This window comes from Niveispirillum sp. SYP-B3756 (genome assembly GCF_009495745.1).
Lineage (GTDB): Bacteria > Pseudomonadota > Alphaproteobacteria > Azospirillales > Azospirillaceae > Niveispirillum.
Window position 1 is genome coordinate 382,163 of sequence record NZ_WIDQ01000001.1, and the last position, 17,450, is coordinate 399,612.

At 61.8% G+C, this 17,450-nt stretch carries 17 protein-coding genes; 4 read left to right on the top strand and 13 right to left on the bottom strand.

From position 1 onward, the window contains the following. Nucleotides 1-88: 88 nt before the first annotated feature. Entirely contained in the window at nucleotides 89-1,597 is a 1,509-nt protein-coding gene (malQ, locus tag GE253_RS01815; protein WP_153202408.1) for a 4-alpha-glucanotransferase, read from the bottom strand. A 190-nt stretch (nucleotides 1,598-1,787) separates the two neighbouring features. Here malQ and GE253_RS01820 point away from each other — a divergent pair, with 190 nt between their 5' ends. Further along, nucleotides 1,788-5,009 (top strand): glycoside hydrolase family 15 protein, encoded by a 3,222-nt coding sequence (locus GE253_RS01820; protein ID WP_173012447.1) that lies wholly within the window; start codon nucleotides 1,788-1,790, stop codon nucleotides 5,007-5,009. A 564-nt stretch (nucleotides 5,010-5,573) separates the two neighbouring features. Here GE253_RS01820 and GE253_RS01825 read toward each other — a convergent pair. From GE253_RS01825 to rph, 8 genes are all read right to left on the bottom strand, one after another. Then, nucleotides 5,574-5,810, bottom strand: a complete 237-nt coding sequence (locus GE253_RS01825; protein ID WP_153202410.1) for a type II toxin-antitoxin system prevent-host-death family antitoxin — start codon at nucleotides 5,808-5,810, stop codon at nucleotides 5,574-5,576. Nucleotides 5,811-5,893: 83 nt separating this feature from the next. Then, nucleotides 5,894-7,108: a radical SAM family heme chaperone HemW gene (gene hemW / locus GE253_RS01830; RefSeq protein ID WP_153202411.1), complete on the bottom strand. Its 1,215-nt coding sequence runs from the start codon at nucleotides 7,106-7,108 to the stop codon at nucleotides 5,894-5,896. 108 nt (nucleotides 7,109-7,216) lie between these two features. Next, entirely contained in the window at nucleotides 7,217-7,594 is a 378-nt protein-coding gene (locus tag GE253_RS01835; protein ID WP_153202412.1) for a VOC family protein, read from the bottom strand. Between the two features lie 72 nt (nucleotides 7,595-7,666). Continuing rightward, nucleotides 7,667-8,284 carry an RdgB/HAM1 family non-canonical purine NTP pyrophosphatase gene (rdgB, locus tag GE253_RS01840; RefSeq protein ID WP_153202413.1) on the bottom strand — a complete coding sequence of 206 codons (618 nt, stop codon included), beginning with the start codon at nucleotides 8,282-8,284 and terminating at the stop codon, nucleotides 7,667-7,669. 9 nt (nucleotides 8,285-8,293) lie between these two features. Further along, the gene (locus tag GE253_RS01845) at nucleotides 8,294-9,268 is read right to left on the bottom strand and encodes a DUF2971 domain-containing protein (protein WP_153202414.1); all 975 of its coding nucleotides are present in this window, start codon (nucleotides 9,266-9,268) and stop codon (nucleotides 8,294-8,296) included. Nucleotides 9,269-9,321: 53 nt separating this feature from the next. Beyond that, nucleotides 9,322-9,552: a CcdB family protein gene (locus tag GE253_RS01850; RefSeq protein WP_153202415.1), complete on the bottom strand. Its 231-nt coding sequence runs from the start codon at nucleotides 9,550-9,552 to the stop codon at nucleotides 9,322-9,324. After that, on the bottom strand, nucleotides 9,552-9,797 hold the full coding sequence (locus tag GE253_RS01855; RefSeq protein WP_153202416.1) for a type II toxin-antitoxin system CcdA family antitoxin: 246 nt from the start codon (nucleotides 9,795-9,797) through the stop codon (nucleotides 9,552-9,554). The genes GE253_RS01850 and GE253_RS01855 overlap by 1 nt, the downstream gene beginning before the upstream one ends. Before the next feature lie 94 nt (nucleotides 9,798-9,891). Further along, a complete protein-coding gene (rph, locus tag GE253_RS01860; RefSeq protein ID WP_153202417.1) occupies nucleotides 9,892-10,611 on the bottom strand; it encodes a ribonuclease PH in 720 nt (239 codons plus the stop codon). Nucleotides 10,612-10,770: 159 nt separating this feature from the next. On the opposite strand from rph, the gene hrcA reads away from it, so the two are divergent. Beyond that, complete coding sequence (gene hrcA, locus GE253_RS01865; RefSeq protein WP_153202418.1) at nucleotides 10,771-11,808, top strand: heat-inducible transcriptional repressor HrcA; 1,038 nt, start codon at nucleotides 10,771-10,773, stop codon at nucleotides 11,806-11,808. Between the two features lie 154 nt (nucleotides 11,809-11,962). Continuing rightward, on the top strand, nucleotides 11,963-12,541 hold the full coding sequence (gene grpE / locus GE253_RS01870) for a nucleotide exchange factor GrpE (protein WP_153202419.1): 579 nt from the start codon (nucleotides 11,963-11,965) through the stop codon (nucleotides 12,539-12,541). 139 nt (nucleotides 12,542-12,680) lie between these two features. Here grpE and GE253_RS01875 read toward each other — a convergent pair whose 3' ends face one another. The 4 genes from GE253_RS01875 to fsa all read right to left on the bottom strand — a co-directional run bounded on the left by GE253_RS01875 (nucleotide 12,681) and on the right by fsa (nucleotide 15,895). Further along, nucleotides 12,681-13,253: a hypothetical protein gene (locus tag GE253_RS01875; RefSeq protein ID WP_153202420.1), complete on the bottom strand. Its 573-nt coding sequence runs from the start codon at nucleotides 13,251-13,253 to the stop codon at nucleotides 12,681-12,683. Between the two features lie 192 nt (nucleotides 13,254-13,445). Further along, nucleotides 13,446-14,408, bottom strand: a complete 963-nt coding sequence (locus GE253_RS01880) for a tyrosine recombinase XerC (RefSeq protein WP_153202421.1) — start codon at nucleotides 14,406-14,408, stop codon at nucleotides 13,446-13,448. A gap of 4 nt (nucleotides 14,409-14,412) precedes the next feature. After that, nucleotides 14,413-15,144, bottom strand: coding sequence for a DUF484 family protein (locus GE253_RS01885; protein ID WP_247878427.1), 732 nt, complete (start codon nucleotides 15,142-15,144; stop codon nucleotides 14,413-14,415). Between the two features lie 70 nt (nucleotides 15,145-15,214). Further along, nucleotides 15,215-15,895 carry a fructose-6-phosphate aldolase gene (gene fsa, locus GE253_RS01890; protein WP_153202422.1) on the bottom strand — a complete coding sequence of 227 codons (681 nt, stop codon included), beginning with the start codon at nucleotides 15,893-15,895 and terminating at the stop codon, nucleotides 15,215-15,217. A 318-nt stretch (nucleotides 15,896-16,213) separates the two neighbouring features. Between fsa and GE253_RS01895 the strand changes: the two genes are divergently transcribed. Next, entirely contained in the window at nucleotides 16,214-17,404 is a 1,191-nt protein-coding gene (locus GE253_RS01895; RefSeq protein WP_153202423.1) for a Bcr/CflA family multidrug efflux MFS transporter, read from the top strand. The last annotated feature ends 46 nt before the right edge of the window (nucleotides 17,405-17,450 follow it).

Below are 17,450 nucleotides of genomic sequence, written 5' to 3' on the forward strand. Positions count from 1 at the left end.
GACCCCGGCCTTCGCCGGGGTGACGGTGATTCAGAAAGTACAATCGCGTAAAGAACTGAAAAAAACATAGAATTTTCCGGACAGGCCCTCACACCCGCCCCGCCGCCGCCGTCAGTTGGCGCAGATAGGTCAGGTGCCCGTCGGTCAGCAATTCCGCCTGCAGGCGCCAGCCCCAATTGCCATCGGGCAGGCCCGGTATATTCATCCGCGCTTCCGTGCCCAGGCCCAGCACATCCTGCAAGGGCGTGATGGTCAGGTGGGAATTCACGCCCAGGGCAAAGCGGATGAAATCCCATTGCGGCGCCCAGCCATCGCTGCCCAGATAATGCAGGATGGTGCCGCCGCGATCACTGTCGCGCCCGCCCAGGCTGTTGAACCAGCCCATGATCGTGTCATTGTCATGGGTGCCGGTATAGAAGACGCTGTTGGCGCTGTAACGGTTGGGATCGTACTGGCCCGGATCGAAATGATCGCCCCATTCAAAGGGCAGCACCCGCATTCCGGGGAAGCCGAAATGGTCGCGCAGCCGTTCGACCTCCGGGGTGATGATACCCAGATCTTCGGCGATGATCGGCAGTTCACCGAACCGGTCGCGCAGGGACTGGAACAGCTCATAGCCCGGTGCCGGCACCCAGCGACCATTGATGGCGGTTTCCTCCGACGCCGGGATTTCCCAATAGCTTTCAAAGCCGCGGAAATGGTCGATTCGCACCATGTCCACCGTCTCCAGCGTCTTCAGGATGCGGCGGTGCCACCAGGCGAAACCCTCTGCCCGATGCGCGTCCCAGCGGTAGAGCGGGTTGCCCCAGCGCTGGCCGGTGGCGCTGAAATAATCGGGCGGCACACCGGCCACCAGGGTGGGGCTGCCATCCTCTGCCATCTCGAACAGATGCCGGTTGGCCCAGACATCGGCACTATCACCGGCCACGAAAATCGGCAGATCGCCCATGATACGGATGGCGCGGCGGTTGGCCGCCGCCTTCAGGCGCTGCCATTGCCGGAAGAACAGGAACTGGATCACCTTCACCTTGGCCAGTTCATGGCCCAGCGCTTCCCGCGCCGCGTCCAGCTCCACCGGATCGCGCGTGGCCAGCAGCGGTTCCCAGCCCATCCAGGCAGAACCGCCATGGCGTTGCTTCAACACGGTGTAAAGCGCGAAATCATCCAGCCATTCCGCCTCATTGTGGGCCAGGAACAGCTCAAAATCGCCCCATTCCGCATCTTCCGGCGGGCGTTTCAGAAAGGCATCGGCCACCTGATCCAGGGCTGCCAGCTTGGCCCCGGCCACCCGGTCATAATCCACCCGCGCGGCCTCATTCCCCGGCAGCCCGTCCAGCAGGCTGGCCGGGGCAAAACCATCGGCCACCAGATCATCGAAGCTGATCAGCAGCGGGTTGCCGGCAAAGCTGGACAGGGCGGAATAGGGGCTGTTGCCCATGCTGGTGGGGGCCAGCGGCAGGATCTGCCAGACCTGCTGCCCCGCCATGTCCAACTGTTCCAGAAAGCGCCGGGCCGCCGGCCCCAGATCGCCAATGCCATGCCCGCCGGGCAGGGAGGTCGGATGCATCAGGATGCCACTGGCGCGCTGGTCGATCATCTGCGGACAGGCTTTCCGGGACAGGGGGAAGGAAGGCGGATGAATGAACGCTGCCGATGCGTGACCCGCCCCGGCGCCCCATGATTTCGCATAGCATGGTGCAATGCAACGGTTGCACGCATCGGTTTCCTGTTACAGTCTTCTTTACAGCCGGAATAATGGTACCGGAACGCGTTTGAGGGGATGGGGAATGGTGGATGCACCCTTGCCACGTGGGGTGGGCAAAGCCGGGGTCGAAGCGTCAAAGCAGGCGCTGGACCGGCTGTTCGACCATGTGAACCGGGTGATCCTGTCCCGCCAGCACCCGGTGACCGGGCTGCTGCCGGCCAGCACCGCCATCACCGTGCATGGCAATTACACCCATGCCTGGGTGCGCGATAATGTCTATTCCATCATCGGGCCCTGGGCGCTGGCGCTGGCCTTGCGCCGCCGGGGCGACAGTGCCGCCCGCGCCCGCCTGCTGGAACAGAGCGTCATCAAGACCATGCGCGGCCTGCTGCAGGCCATGATGAAACAGGCCGCCAAGGTGGAGCGGTTCAAACATACCCAGGCCCCGCTGGACAGCCTGCACGCGATATATTCCGCCGCCACCGGGGAAGCGGTGGCGGCCGATGATGGCTGGGGGCACCTGCAGATCGATGCCACTTCCCTGTTCCTGCTGATGCTGGCGCAGATGACGCGCTGTGGCATGAACCTGATCTACACGATGGATGAGGTGGCCTTTGTCCAGAACCTTGTGCATTACATCGGCCCCGCCTATCGAATCGCCGATTTCGGCATCTGGGAGCGGGGGCGCAAGATCAATGATGGCGCCGTGGAGCTGAATGCCAGTTCCATCGGCATGGCCAAGGCCGCGCTGGAGGCCATCCAGGGCCTGGACCTGTTCGGGGAGGATGGCGGCCGCGTGGCGGTGATCCACGCCGTACCGGACGAAATTGCCCGCGCCCGCGCCACGCTGGAAGCCCTGCTGCCCCGCGAAAGCGGCTCGAAAGAGGTGGATGCCGCCCTGCTGGGTGTCATCGGCTGGCCCGCCTTCGCCGTGGATGTGCCGGAGATTGTGGAGCGCACGCGCGCTGAGATTCTGGACAAGCTGGCCGGTCCCTATGGCTGCAAGCGTTTCCTGCGCGACGGGCACCAGACCGTGCTGGAAGACCATGCCCGCCTGCATTACGAGGCTGGCGAGTTGGAGCGGTTTCGCGGCATTGAAAGCGAATGGCCGCTATTCTTCACCTATCTCTATGTCACCGCCCTGTTGACGGGTGATGCCCGCAGCGCCGCCGATTATCGGGAAAAGCTGGAAAAGCTGCTGGTGCAGCGCGACGCCGACGCCCTGCTGCCGGAACTGTTCATTGTGCCGGAAGAGGCGGTGGAGGCGGAAAAGGCCCATCCCGGCAGCCAGCCGCGTATCCCCAATGATAATGTGCCCCTGCTCTGGGCGCAGAGCCTGTTCATCATGGGGTTGTTGCTGGATGAAGGCTTCCTGTCCGCCGGCGATATTGACCCGCTGAACCGCCGCGCCAAGCTGAAGCCCAAGCCGCCGGTGCCGCTGCGTCTGGTGGTGCTGGCCGAGGATGCGGCGGTGCGTGGCAAGCTGCGTGACCATGGGCTCTGGTGCCAGACGCTGGAACAGGCGGGCCAGTCCATCCATATCTGCCATGCCGATGTGCTGGTGGGGGCGCTGGCGGAGCTGGGAAGCTGCCCGCCGCTGGGCCTGTCGGGCCGGCCGCCGCGCCGGCTGGGCACGCTGATCACCGGCTGCGGCTATCGCTTTGCCGGGCAGCCTGCCGTCATCATCCCCACCTTTGTTGATGGGCAGGACGGGTTTTATTTCACCTTCGATAACGGCTTCCTGGTGGAACGGCTGCTGTCGGAGGTGGCCTATATCAACCGCGCCTGGACCTTCACCAAGCCGCCGCTGATGGTGTTCCCGGTCACCCGCGCCATGGCGGCAGGCGGGGCCTTTGACGAGCTGGCGCGCACCCTGACCGACCTGTGCAACGGCAATGTGCCGGACACGTTTGTGCGCGGCGGCGATCTGGCGGACAGCTATGCCGCTGCCCGCATCGTCTCGCTACAGGATACCGCCCCCTCCTGCCCGGTCACCTCCCGGCCGGTGCGGCCGATGCCGGTGGGGGATATCTTCGACCTGGCGGCCCCTGCCCTGACGGCGGAAGAGCAGACCAAGCTGGAGGAGGCGGACACGCCCTGGCTGGCCCATCACCTGCCGGAGGAACGGCATGTCGGGCGGCATCTGCACATGCTGGGTCTGCTCTGGCACCGCCAGGGGCGGGATTTCCAGCCGCATCCCGACGGGCCCAGCCTGCTGGTCATGGCCGAACGGCTCTACCGGGCGGCCGGCGGGGCCGACCGTTGGGATATCGTGCGCCCGCTGGCCTTCCTGCTGGGCCGCCATGATGAGCGGTTGCAGGATGCGGTGAAGGAAATCGTCGTCCGGCAGAAACATGTGATGTTCGGGGCCTGGCATGATCATGGCTCCCTGGTTGACCGGCCGGTGGACAATGCCACCATCACCAACCGGCTGGCGGCCCTGGGTGGCGATGGTGCGACCATCATGCTGCGCGAAGAAATGCTGTTGTTCAGCGGCATGTTGATCAAGGCCAGCCCTGAACTGTTCCGCTACACGCTGTCGGCCCGCCCGGCGGAGCTGCTGGGTTTGCTCTGCCGGTCCCTGGCCCGCCAGCGCGGCCTGGCGGACGCCCAGGCTTTGGACCTGCTGAAGGCGGAGGGGCCGCACGCCATGCTGACGCGGCTGCGCCGGCTGATTTCCCGCTGCCCCGGCATGACGGGGGATTTCTGCCTGCCGGTACTGGCGCGCAATTGCGCAGTGGATCAGCCGGAATTCGCCCTGGAAAGCGACCATTGGGCCGCCCATGCCCTGGCCGGGGGCGATTGGTGGGGCTGGCGCGATGTCACCGGCACGCTGTTGCCGGTGCCCGATGAATTCTTCATGCGCGTCTGGGCCGTGCTGCGCCATTGCGAGGAACTGGCCATCGCCGACGCCTCCCAGCCCGACCACCGGTTGAGCAGCGCCACCCTGCGCGCCGACAGCACGCCAGCGGAACGCGATTTCGCGCGGGAGGTGGAATGGCGGCTGGACCGTATCCTGAACCCGGAATACCGGCAATTGACGGTGGAGGCGCTGTGGGCCATGTCGGAAGTGCTGGCCGTGCATCAGGCGGTGCGCTGGCCCGGCCTGCTGTCAACCGACAAGGTGATTGCCGAGGCGGTGGCCCGCCATTGGTGCCTGCTGCACCCGCACCATGATGATCCCCTGGGCGCCCTGGCCTGGAAGTCCTTCTACAACCTCTCCCCCGTCCTGGCCGCCGAACATCTGGCCATGGCGGCGCTGACGCTGGCCGGCGTGGTGGCCCCGGTGGCCAGCGCGGCGTGAAGAAAAGTAAAGCTTCTGAGAACTTATTTGGCGCTCCCTTCAAGTGGGAATGCCATGCTTAATTCTATATATTGTCATTTGTTGATGAGATGGAAATGTTCCCATTTGATGCGTCAGGTCGTTTTTCTTGCTTGGTTGGAAATGAATTTTCCATCGACGACCTTATAAAAAATATAAAATCTGAGAAAAATGGCAAGTCGCTCAAGGTAACGGTTTCGGACAATCGCGTTGAATTTATGGATTTAAAATTTATTAGATTATCAACCGACTTATTTGTAGCCATTGAGGGTGGATCCGTCCATTTTGACTTGGCTAATGATGTTTTGATTGTTAATTTTATTATAAGAACCAACATCCTGTTCAGATCTATTTATATTTTCTTTTCTCTAATTTTTTTTATGTATTCTGTTTTTAGTTTAAGTTTTAATGTACTATTATTTTCAATGCTCGTATATTTAGTTTTTCCGAACTATTATATAATGAAAATTAGATATAAAAATTTTATCAAAAAAATAATAAAGAATACAACTTAAAATATCGCGTATGAAATCGAAATCGGATGGTTCACTGCTGATCCATTTTCGGTTCGAAGGCCGAGAGCAGTTCTTCCGGCAGTGACTGCTCATCTGCCATCCACAAGCCCTGCAAGTCCCCATAAACAACCGGCTTTGTTGCCAAGCCCATCAGCTTGGCAACCGGTGCACCGTCACGGGTGAGGATGATTTCCTCCCCCGCCTCGCTGCGCGCCACCAGGGCGGCAAGATCCAGCTTCGCCTGGGTGATGGAAACGGAAATCGCCATGGAAGCTCTCCCCCAAGGAAACGATCAGACGGATCATACACCAGAATCCGGCTTTGAATATGGGGCGGGTTCTGAACGCGATGTCACCCCAGCAGCGCCGCCAGCACGGCGTTCAGCCGCTCCCGCCCATCAGCGGTGGCGCGCAACACGCTGGCCGTCCCCTGCCCCACCTGTTCCAGCATCCCGATCCGCTGCAGGCGGGGCAGGGCGTCGGGGGCTAGCCAATCCGCCAAAGGCTTGCCGGTTTCCGCCTGCACTCGGGCCAGCGGCACGCCTTCGGACAGGCGCAGACCCATCATCAGCATTTCCGTCAGCCGGTCCTGTGCCGCCACCGGTTCGAACGGTTTGGCACCGGTGCCGATGGCGAGCGTGCGTTCCAGCCAAACCTCCGGCGCGCGGTGGGTGCGGGTGGCCCGCTTCTCCCCCTCCAGCGTCAGCCGGCCATGGGCACCCGGCCCGATGCCGACATAATCGCCATAGCGCCAATAGGTCAGATTGTGGCGGCTTTCCTGCCCCGGACGCGCATGGTTGGAAACCTCATAGGCCGGCAGGCCGGCGGCATTCAGCACCTCCTGCGTCATGGCATACAGGTCGCCCTGCACCTCTTCTGCCGGCAGCACCAGATCGCCGCGGGCGTGCAGCGTGTGGAACTGCGTTCCCTCCTCAATCGTCAACTGATAGAGCGAGAGATGGCCGACCGCATGGTCCAGCGCGCGGTGCAGCTCCTCCCGCCACGCCGCCACCGTCTGGCCGGGGCGGGCATAGATCAGATCGAAGCTGTAGCGCGGGAACAGGTCACGCGCCAGGGCGATGGCCGCCAGCGCATCCTCGGCCGAATGCCGGCGGCCCAGCGCCTGCAAGTCCGCTGCATTCAGGGACTGGATACCCAGGCTGACGCGGTTGACCCCAGCGGCGCGGAAGCCCCGGAACTTCGCCGCCTCCACACTGGTCGGGTTTGCCTCCAGCGTCACCTCGGTGCCCGCCGGCAGGCCCCAGCGCTCATCCGCCCGGCGCAGGATGGCGGCCACCGTTTCCGGCCGCATCAGCGATGGCGTGCCCCCGCCGAAGAAAACCGACGTTAATCGCCGGCCCGGCGTCAGATCGGCGAAATGGTCCAGCTCCCGCAACAGCCCTTCGGCCCAGCTTTCATGGTCCACGTTTTCCCGCACATGGGAATTGAAGTCGCAATAGGGGCATTTGCTGGCGCAGAACGGCCAATGCACATAGAGCGCGAAACCCGGATCGGGGAAGCCCCCCGCCGTTTCCACGCCCGGAAGCTGTCCCGTCTGCCCCACCATCACACCATCCCCCCCAAGCGAAGTGCTGGATATGGCGGAGCGCCCCGGCCCTGGCAAGCCATGGCCGGACATGGCAGGGCGGTGACCGCCCTGCCATGGTGTTGCCAATCACACCGGACCGGTCATGATGAAGGCATTCAGCTTATTGCCGTCCAGATCACGGAAATAGGCGGCATAGAAGCTGTCACCACGCGGGCCCGGCGGGCCCTCGCACGTGCCGCCATGGGCGATGGCGATATCGTAGAGGCGATGGACCTGTTCCGTGTCCTTCGCCTCAAACGCCACCATCACGCCATTGCCCACCGTGGCGGGGTTGCCGTCATAGGGCTTCATCAGCGCCACACCAGCAGCGCCACCCGGCTTGCCCCAGGCGATGCCGGTGGGAAATTCCATCATCCGGCCCACGCCCAGTTCCGCCGCGATGGCATCATAGAAGGGCGCACCCCGCGCCAGATCATTGGTGCCCAGCGTTACATAGCCGATCATCTGTTCCCCCCATGTTCCGCATCAATATCGATGCGATGCAGAACAATACAGGAACAAACACCCCTTGGCGAGTCATTTTGCCCCGAAACACAAAATCTTCAACTTCCGGAAAGCATCGGCGCGGTGGCTGATGGCTTGTTTCTCTGCCGGGTCCATCTCACCACAAGTGATGGTATAGCCATCGGGGGTGAAGATGGGATCATAACCGAAGCCGCGTCCACCGCGTGGCGGAAAGGTCAGGGTGCCGTCCAGCCGGCCCTCCACTGCCTCCACATGCCCATCGGGCCAGGCCAGGGCCAGGGCGCAGATGAAGGCGGCGCGGTCACCCTTGCGATCGGTGGCGGCCTCCAACTCCCGTTGTACCCTTTCCATGGCCAGGGTGAAATCCTTGCCCGGTCCAGCCCAGCGGGCCGAATAGATGCCCGGCGCCCCATCCAGCCCCGCCACCGACACCCCGCTGTCATCCGCCAGCGCCGGGAGGCCCGACGCGATGGCGGCCGCCCGCGCCTTCAAGGCCGCATTGCCGATATAGGTGCTTTCGGTCTCCTCCGGCTCCGCCAGCCCCAGTTCCCCAGCGGACGGAAACTTCGCCACATAATCTTTCAGCAGAGCAGCGATTTCCGGCACCTTGCCCTTGTTATGGGTGGCGATGACCAGCGTATCGCCGGTGAACTGACGGGGGGCGGACATGGTCTTCACTTATCTATGCCTACATGTGGTTCTATCGATATACGGAGTCTCAGATTTTATCACAGGAACAGAACCAGCAACCAAATTTTTCATTTTATTAAGTCTTTCATCCTGATCAAGCCCAGGACCGACAATAACTTTTTTTAATGGGAATTTTTCTTCAAAATTTAGGTATATATTAGGCAATCCTTCTGCATTTGAAATTTTTTCCTTTTCTTTCCTGTCTATTTTTTCTCCATTTTTTTCAAAAATCTCTCTCAGTTCTTTTCCAACAGGACTAAGAATAATTCGCGTTTCTCTTTCTTCAATGAATCCAATGTGCTTAAAAATAACAGAACATTTAACGTACTCGCTGATAAATTTTTGAAGAAGATAAAACATTTCATCATCTCTGTTGTATATTCCCCTGGATGCTGCATCCACACCGGCCCGAATCAGGAAGTCATGTGATTTACGAAAATAATAAATATCGTGACCATAACAAACATCCGCAATTTCACAAAAATTATAAATGAATTCATCCCTTTCCATCTCTAAAAAATGCGACATTTTTTGTCTATCGAAAACTAAACAATAGCCATCTCTACCATACGCCCTCCATTGGCTTAACATTCCATTGTTATACTCATATGCCCCCTCATCATGAGAACAAAATGATATAATAAATGGATCAAGAGCAGCCGGGCGATTTTCTCTCTCTGAAAAAAGCACGTGACGACAAACTGTTAGCAAGCGATGCGCTGAATATGAAGAAAAACGGAAAACATTTTGTTTCTTAGAAACAGACTTTATTCTATTTTTTTCCTTTCTTGGAAGATTATTGAAAAATATCTCAACACCGGCTTCAATTTCTCTTTCAAGAAAAGAGTCTATATGCTTAACCTCTTGCGTATCATTAAGCGAGTCAAAACGACTAGCTCGCAAGCTTCTACTTTCAATAATTTTAAATGCACTTTCTTCTTTCGTATAATGAAATAGGTCCATTTAGCACCTTCATAAAATCCGTGATTTGGCATCATCCCAATCAAAAATATAATCTATTGGCACCCCACTTGAAAACGCGCCATCGTCTGCTGTTGCGTCATCATGACAAAATCCTCTCCCATCACCCGAAATATCGGGTTCAGACGGCTGATCGGCTTCGGTGCTTGGGAGCGGGCGACCAGCGGCACCACCATCCTTGTATTCAAATCACGCAGGAGGTTGGCCTGCACATCCAGCACATAGCCGGTGCCGCTGCCCAGCGGGTAAACATCGAAGCGAGCCATCAGAACTGCCTGAACTGCTGCAACGGCATCCCATGCTGGCTTACATGATCATTGGCGCTCTGGATGGCATCGCGGTTCCGGTCCAGCCAATCCTGTTCAGCCTGTTGGCGGATGGCCAGTTGAATTCCCCGCTCTGCCGCAGCGGAAAGGTCAATCGACAGGCTTTCCGCCTGCGCCAGCAGATCAGCGGAAATGGAGAGGCTGGCCTGTCGTTTGGGCCCCGACTGGTTGGTCTGGATCGTCATCAGCCGTTCCTTCAATCACACCATCATGGTGGCGATTCCCCGGCAGAGGTCAAGGGGTGGCATCGTCAACCGACACCACCCGATGGCCACACCCTCACAGCCCCAGCACAGCCCGCTGCATCGCCGTCAGTTCGGCGATGCCCTTGCGGGCCAGCGACAGCAGCGTCAGGAACTCGGCCTCCTGGAACGGCTTATCCTCTGCCGTGCCCTGGATTTCCACGATGCCGCCACGGCCGGTCAGCACGAAATTGGCGTCGGCCCCGGCATTGCTGTCTTCCGGGTAATCCAGGTCCAGCACCGGCACGCCATTATAGATGCCGCAGGAAATGGCGGCCACCTGGTCGATCAGCGGGATTTCCTTCAGCACGCCGATGCGTTGCAGGTGCTGAAAGGCCAGATGCAGGGCGACATAGGCGCCGGTGATCGATGCCGTGCGGGTGCCGCCATCGGCCTGGATCACATCGCAATCCACCTTCACCTGAATCTCGCCCATCGCCTTTACATCGGTGACGGCGCGCAAGGAACGACCGATCAGGCGCTGGATTTCTTGGGTGCGGCCGGACTGCTTGCCCTTGGCGGCCTCACGGTCGGTGCGGGTGTGGGTGGAGCGGGGCAACATGCCATATTCCGCCGTCACCCAGCCCTCCCCCTTGCCGCGCAGGAAGGGCGGCACCTTCTCTTCCACGCTGGCGGTGCACAGCACATGCGTGTCACCGAACTTCACGAAGCAGGAGCCTTCGGCATGGCGGGAGAAGTGGGTTTCCAGGCTGACGGCGCGGAGCTGGTCGGCAAGGCGGCCGGAGGGGCGGGTCATGGGATTATCCATTTCGGGTCTGATTGAATCGCTGCATTCTCATACCAACGCCAGCCTAGCGAAGTCCACTTGCCTGCCGGGCATGACCGTCCGTTGATTTGCGCCGCGCCCGCGCCTAAGCTCCTTCTTTGTAAATGTGGCAGATAAATTGCGAAGGGCATGATCAGCGAACTGAACCAGCGCTCGCGTGAGGTGTTCCGCGAAATCGTGGAAGCCTATGTCCAGACGGGGGAACCGGTGGGTTCCCGCACCCTGTCGCGCCGGCTCACCACCGCGCTGTCGCCGGCCACCATCCGCAATGTCATGGCGGATCTGGAGGATCTGGGCCTGCTGATGGCCCCGCACACCTCTGCGGGCCGTGTGCCCACCGATGCGGGCCTGCGCCTGTTCGTCAATGGCATTCTGGAAATCGGCGCCCTGTCGGAGAAGGAGCGCACAGATATCGAGGCGCGCTGCGCCGCCGGTGGCAGGTCCATGCCGGAAATGCTGGAGGAGGCGACGAACCTGCTGTCGGGCCTGTCCTCCTGCGCAGGATTGGTGCTGGCCCCCAAGACCGACCGGCCGCTGAAACATATCGAATTCATCAACCTGTCGCCCGGCCGCGCCCTGGTGGTGCTGGTGACGGAAGATGGCTTGGTGGAAAACCGGGTGGTGGAGGTGGCTGTGGGCCTGCCACCCTCTGCCCTGCAGATGGCCAGCAATTACCTGAATGCCCGCGTGGTCGGCCGCACCCTGGCCGAAGCCCGCGCCTTCATCCAGAAGGAGATGGAGGAGCAGAAAAGCCAGCTGGATACGCTGACCGCCAAGGTGGTGGAAACCGGGCTGGCCACCTGGGCCGGCACGCGCGACAGCCAGGGTTACCTGATCGTGCGCGGTCAAGCCCGGCTGCTGGAGGATGTGACGGCCCTGTCCGACCTGGAGCGCATCCGCAACCTGTTCGAAGCGCTGGAAACCCGCGAGCAGATGATGCGGATGCTGGATGCCACCGGCAAGGCCGAAGGGGTGCAGATTTTCATCGGCGCGGAAAGCGAGCTGTTCAGCCATGCCGGCTGTTCCATGATCGTCAGCCCCTATATGAACACCAAGGAACAGATTGTCGGGGCCATCGGCGTGATCGGCCCCGCCCGCATCAATTACGCCCGCATCATCCCCATGGTGGATTATACCGCCAAGGTGATCGGGCGGCTGATGGGATAGGGGCGGTGACGGTTCCCCCCTTGCAATCGACCCGTGTGAAACACCATCTCCAACCCGCCTATCATCTCGACAGGCGGGACAATCCCCCCTAAACCTCTGTCACCGGCAGCCCGCCGGATGACGTTTCGTAAAAAGCCCGAGGCTTGGAACCGCGATGAGTGAGACGACCAACACCAACGAAACCGAAACCGCCACCGGTGCCGAACAGGCCGAGGCGGTCGCACCCGCCGCCGATGCCGGCCGCGTTGCCGCGTTGGAGGCGGAGGTCGCCCAACTGAAGGACCAGCTGCTGCGTTCCCTGGCAGAAGCGGAGAATATCCGCCGCCGGGCCGAGCGGGAGCGGGAAGACACCGCCAAATACGCCGTGGCCAAGTTCGCCAAGGATCTGCTGGCCGTGGCCGACAATCTGCGCCGCGCCGTGGAAGCCGTGTCGCCGGAAACCCGCGCCGAGAATGCCGGCGTCAGCAACCTGCTGACCGGGGTGGAAGCGACGGAGCGCCAGCTGGAAGCTGCCTTCGACCGCGCCGGCATCACCCGCATGGAAGCCCTGGGCCAGCCGGCCGACCCGAATTTCCATCAGATCATGATGGAGATGGAAGGCACCGACAAGGTGCCGGGCACTGTGGTGCAGGTACTGCAGGCGGGCTACACCATCCATGGCCGCCTGCTGCGTGAAGCCATCGTCGGTGTCGCCAAGGGCAGCGATGCCGGCCATGTAAAGACCAGCGCGTAAGGCTTTTACCCCCTCTTGCGCGGGCCGGCGACCGCCGGCCCGCGCACACATGTGCGCGTAAGCCAGGGCGGCGGATGCCGCCGCCCGGCGCCTGAGGGCGAACGCACTTATAAAGAGCCATGCCCCATGGCTCTTTATATCACTGGATGATGATCACCGGGAACAGGTTGGCCTTGATGGCTGCCTCCAACTGGCTATCCAGGTCGGTTCCCATTTCCGTGACCATGGCCAGCATGGTCTTGTCACGTTCTGCCAGACTGACATCCTCCCGCACGCTGGTGGAGCGGGTGACGATAGCCGAGACGCTGCCAGAGAAGCCGCGCGCCGTGCCCTCTACAATGATATCAACCTGAAGCCGACCATCATATTGCTCGGACTGGTCCTTGGTGAACCAACCCTTGATGCCCGTGGTCCGCGCCAACTCCTTCTCCTTCACCGAGGCATCACGGATGATGACACGGGCACGCCCCTGTGTGCCGCCAGCCTTCAGCCGCTGCGAAGCCCAAAGGCGCACCGCATCCGATGGGGTGATGGTGATCAGGTGATCGACATTAGGTTCCCTCATCGGCGCCACATACTCGCTTTCCACGTCGATGCTGGCCACATCCAACGTGATCGGGTCTTTCGCCGTAAAATCCAGCGCTCCCCCCTGGGCCAGGGCGGGCAAGGTCACCAAAGACAAACAGGCGGCAATGAAAAGGCGTCGCAGCATTTTTCCGTTCCCATGCTGACTTCCCTTGCGGGAGGTGGAGCAATTTCAAGGTAACTTGGACGATATCTATGGCGGTTCGATGGCCGGCATCCTGCCGCCGCGACGTTGCAACAGCAAGGCCCATTGCCAGGGAATGTCTCCCCCTGCCCGTTGATCCGCAACGACTTCCCCCGCTGATCGGGCCGACCCGTCCTACCCTTCCTTCTTCAGGGCCCGGGGGTGAGCATTTTCATAGACGGACAGCAGCGTTTCCGCATCCACATCGGTATAGCGCTGGGTGGTGGAGAGGCTGGCATGGCCCAGCAAATCCTGAATGGCGCGCAGATCCGCCCCACTGCCCAGCAGATGGGTGGCAAAGCTGTGGCGCAGCGCATGGGGGGTGGCGCTGTCCGGCAGGCCCAGCAACCCACGCAGCGCCTGCATCGCCTTGCGCGCCACCGAGGCATTCAGCCGATCGCCCCGCGCCCCCAGGAACAAGGGCGCGCTGCCCGGCAGGCGAAAGGGGCAGGCTTCCAGATAGGCGGCGACGGCGTGATGCACCGCCGGCAGTAGCGGCACCTGCCGTTCCTTGGCCCCCTTGCCCAGCACCCGCACGGTCTCCGCCCCCGGCGGCAGATCATGGCGGTTCAGGGCCAGCCCTTCGGAAATGCGTAGGCCGCAGCCATAGAGCAAGGTGAGCAAGGCCCGGTCGCGCAGCCCGATCCAGGGCGCTTCCGGCAACTCCGCCGCCGCATCCAGCAATTGCGCCGCGTCCGGTGCCGTCAGCGGGCGAGGCAGCGGGCGTTTCACCTTGGGGCTGCCCAGAATCTGTATGACCGGATTATGCACAATCCCCTGCCGGTCCAGCCAACGGAACAGGTTGCGCACCCCCGCCAGCCCGCGCGCCCTTGTGCCCGCCGCCGCCCCCTCCCCTGCCCGCGCCGACAACCAGGCGCGAAAATCAGCCAACCCCAGCGCAGACAGATCGCTCAGCCCCGGCGCACGACCGCGATATTCCGCGATGAAGGCCAGGAAACCCGCCAGATCGGCGCTGTAGGATTTCAGCGTTGCCGGAGCACAACCCTTTTCATTGGCCAGCCAGCGCTGCCAGCGGTCAATGGCGTCTGCCAGATCTGGCTGGGCGGCGAAACCCAGAAAGGGGGCCGGCCCTGCCATATCCTCAATCCAGCCGCAGGGTGATGGCGCGTTCCACCACGCCGGCCAGGAAGACCAGCAGGTCGGTCGCCTGGCCGGGCTGGAACATGTCCGGCTCCATGGAACCGAAAGCCAGCAGCCCTTCCGTGCCCTCCCCCATCTCCGTCGCGCCAAAGCGCAGGCGGACCAGGGCTTCCGACCGCACGGGGAATTCGCAATGACCCCACAGGTCGGCCGCCCCGAAAATATCCCCGCGCAACGCCACATCGGACCGGCCCAGCAGGCGGTTCACCGCCCCTGGCGGGGTCATCACCAGCCCGGCCGGGCCGGTCAGCGGTGCCAGCACGGCGATCTTGTCATCGGGATTTTCCATCACCAGCACCGCGGCATCCAGGTCCAGCAGCACCGCCAGATCGCCGGTCACGGCACGCACCAGCTCTTCCAGCCCTTGGGCTGCCAGCAGGTGCAGCACGGCGGCATGAACCCGCTGCTGGTTGAGGAAATTGGCGCGGGTGGTTTCCACCAGTTCCCGCCGCTGGTCGGACAGCCGCCCCAGCTCCCCCCGCAGCTTTTCCAGCAGATATTGCCGCATATCCACCACGCTGTCGCCATGCGGACCGGCAGGGGGGATCAGGTACGGGATGACATCTGGCCGGCGGGTCAGAAAGTCAGGATGTTCTTTCAGGAACTCCGCCACATCATCGGCCGTCAACTCATCCATCGCGGCATTGGCGCTTGGATCGGGGCCGATGGTCATGAGCGCGAACCTTCCATGGCAGCAGAAAACAGGCCCCCTCCCCCGATTCCGGCGGAGGGGGCTGTATCACTTACTTACGAACCGGGATTTCCTGATCCAGGATCGACTGGCCAGTCTTGGCCCAGTCGGAGACGAACTGGGCCAGGCCCTTGTCGGTCAGCACATGGCCGGCCAGCTGGCGAATCACGTTCGGCGGCATGGTGGCGACATGCGCACCCATGCGGGCCGATTCCACCACATGGATCGGGTTGCGCACGGACGCCACCAGCACCTCGGTCGTGAAAGCCGGGTAGTTGGCATAGATCTCGACGATTTCCTGGATCAGGGTCAGGCCGTTCTGGCCGATATCATCCAGGCGGCCGACGAAGGGGGAGATGAAGGCGGCACCAGCCTTGGCGGCCAGGATGGCCTGGGCGGCGGAGAAGCACAGGGTCACATTGACCATGGTGCCTTCATTGGCCAACGTGCGGCAGACCTTCAGACCGGCCGGCGTCAGCGGCACCTTCACCGCCACGTTCGGGGCGATCTTGGCCAGATGGCGGCCTTCCTTCAGCATGGTCTCAAAATCGGTGGCCGCCACCTCGGCGGAAACCGGGCCGCTGACCACGTCGCAGATCTCCGCAACCAGTTCGATGAAGTTGCGGCCGGCCTTGGCCACCAGCGTCGGGTTGGTGGTCACGCCATCCAGCAGGCCGGTGGCGGCCAGATCACGGATTTCGGCCAGGTCGGCGGTATCGACAAAGAACTTCATGGCAAGGGCGTCCTGCACGGCAATGGGTGGGCGCGCCCCGTACCAGGGCCGCCACGATGGCGCGGACAATACCCAAAGCAGCATCCGCCCGCCAGCATTGCCCACGCATGGCCCGGCGGCACGCGATTCATGTTGCTATGCAGCATAAGGGCGGCTGCCATGGGGCCAGGGGCATTCAAGCGACCGTGCCGGAATGTTATCTTTAATAATGGCCGATGCGCTTTCCGGCCTGCTATTCTCTCGTCGATATATGGGTTTTCAACGATGCGCGGCCGCGAACAAGTGGATGCGATTAGCCCTGCCGGCGCCGGCGGACAGATGGAACAGGATGGATCACCGGGCCTGCCGCCCGGCACCAGCTTCCGGCTGTTCGTGACGATTCTGGGCCTGCTCTGCATGTTCGGCCCGCTGTCGATTGACATGTATCTGCCGGGCCTGCCGCAGATTGCCCGCGATCTGGGCACGGACCCGTCGCTGGTTCAACTCACCCTGTCCGCCTTTCTGGGCAGCTTAGGCATCAGCCAGCTGATCTGGGGGCCGCTCGGCGACCGCTATGGCCGGCGGGCTCCGGCGGCGGCCGGCATCATCATGTTCGTCATCGCCTCGGTCGGTTGTGCGCTTTCCACCAATATCTGGTCGCTGATGGCCTGGCGCGTGGTGCAGGGGGCCGGTGCCTGTGCGCCGCCGGTGCTGGCCCGCGCCATGATCCGCGACCTGTTTCAACGCAACCGCGCCGCGTCCGTGATGTCACTGATGATGCTGGTGACGGCGGCGGCCCCCATGGTGGCCCCGATTCTGGGTGGGCAGGTGCTGGTCTATCTGGGCTGGCGCGGCGTATTCTGGATTCTCTGTGGCTTCGGCGTGCTGTCGCTGCTGGGCCTGCTGTACCTGCCGGAGACAAGATCGCCCGGACAGCACCAGAATGCCGGCATGTTGCGCAATTATCTGACCCTGCTGAGCAATCGCCGCTACCTGGGCTATTCGCTGTCCGGTGGCTTCGTGTTTGCCGGCATGTTCGCCTATATCTCCGGCACCCCCTTTGTTTATATTGAGTATTTCAAGGTCTCGCCGGAGCATTTCGGTTACTATTTCGGGGCCAATGTCATTGCCATGATGGCGATGAGCGCGGTGAACAGCCGGCTGGTCATGCGCCATGGTCTGGACCGGCTGATGAAGCTGGGGCTTTATGTGACGGCGGGTATCGGGCTGGTGCTGCCGGTGATCGCACTCACCGGCTTTGGCGGGCTGTTCGGGCTGATGGTGCCCTTGTTCTTCTATCTGGGCTGCATGGGTCTGGTGGGGGCCAATGGCATGGCCGGCTCGCTCTCTGTCTTCCCGCATCTGGCCGGGTCGGCCTCGGCCTTGTCCGGGGCCTTGCAGCTCTGCACAGGGGCGGCGGCCGGGGCGCTGGTCGGCCTGTTGTCCGACGGTACGCCGCTGCCCATGTGTCTGGTGCTGGGCGGCTGCGCCATCACCGGGGTGATCCTGCACCGGGTGCTGGTGAAGTAACGCCAATCGGTGTTAACACCCGGTGATTGATATCGGGAACCGGCAG

Bases quoted from the DNA above. Each gene is read 5' to 3' on its own strand.
- GE253_RS01820 (WP_173012447.1), top strand. From the start codon at position 1,788: ATGGTGGATGCACCCTTGCCACGTGGGGTGGGCAAAGCCGGGGTCGAA.
- GE253_RS01885 (WP_247878427.1), bottom strand. From the start codon at position 15,144: ATGACCATCGGCCCCGATCCAAGCGCCAATGCCGCGATGGATGAGTTG.
- GE253_RS01850 (WP_153202415.1), bottom strand. From the start codon at position 9,552: ATGGCTCGCTTCGATGTTTACCCGCTGGGCAGCGGCACCGGCTATGTG.
- hrcA (WP_153202418.1), top strand. From the start codon at position 10,771: ATGATCAGCGAACTGAACCAGCGCTCGCGTGAGGTGTTCCGCGAAATC.
- fsa (WP_153202422.1), bottom strand. From the start codon at position 15,895: ATGAAGTTCTTTGTCGATACCGCCGACCTGGCCGAAATCCGTGATCTG.
- GE253_RS01855 (WP_153202416.1), bottom strand. From the start codon at position 9,797: ATGACGATCCAGACCAACCAGTCGGGGCCCAAACGACAGGCCAGCCTC.
- hemW (WP_153202411.1), bottom strand. From the start codon at position 7,108: ATGGTGGGGCAGACGGGACAGCTTCCGGGCGTGGAAACGGCGGGGGGC.
- malQ (WP_153202408.1), bottom strand. From the start codon at position 1,597: ATGATCGACCAGCGCGCCAGTGGCATCCTGATGCATCCGACCTCCCTG.
- GE253_RS01845 (WP_153202414.1), bottom strand. From the start codon at position 9,268: ATGGACCTATTTCATTATACGAAAGAAGAAAGTGCATTTAAAATTATT.
- rph (WP_153202417.1), bottom strand. From the start codon at position 10,611: ATGACCCGCCCCTCCGGCCGCCTTGCCGACCAGCTCCGCGCCGTCAGC.
- GE253_RS01825 (WP_153202410.1), bottom strand. From the start codon at position 5,810: ATGGCGATTTCCGTTTCCATCACCCAGGCGAAGCTGGATCTTGCCGCC.
- GE253_RS01895 (WP_153202423.1), top strand. From the start codon at position 16,214: ATGGAACAGGATGGATCACCGGGCCTGCCGCCCGGCACCAGCTTCCGG.
- GE253_RS01875 (WP_153202420.1), bottom strand. From the start codon at position 13,253: ATGCTGCGACGCCTTTTCATTGCCGCCTGTTTGTCTTTGGTGACCTTG.
- grpE (WP_153202419.1), top strand. From the start codon at position 11,963: ATGAGTGAGACGACCAACACCAACGAAACCGAAACCGCCACCGGTGCC.
- GE253_RS01880 (WP_153202421.1), bottom strand. From the start codon at position 14,408: ATGGCAGGGCCGGCCCCCTTTCTGGGTTTCGCCGCCCAGCCAGATCTG.
- GE253_RS01835 (WP_153202412.1), bottom strand. From the start codon at position 7,594: ATGATCGGCTATGTAACGCTGGGCACCAATGATCTGGCGCGGGGTGCG.
- rdgB (WP_153202413.1), bottom strand. From the start codon at position 8,284: ATGTCCGCCCCCCGTCAGTTCACCGGCGATACGCTGGTCATCGCCACC.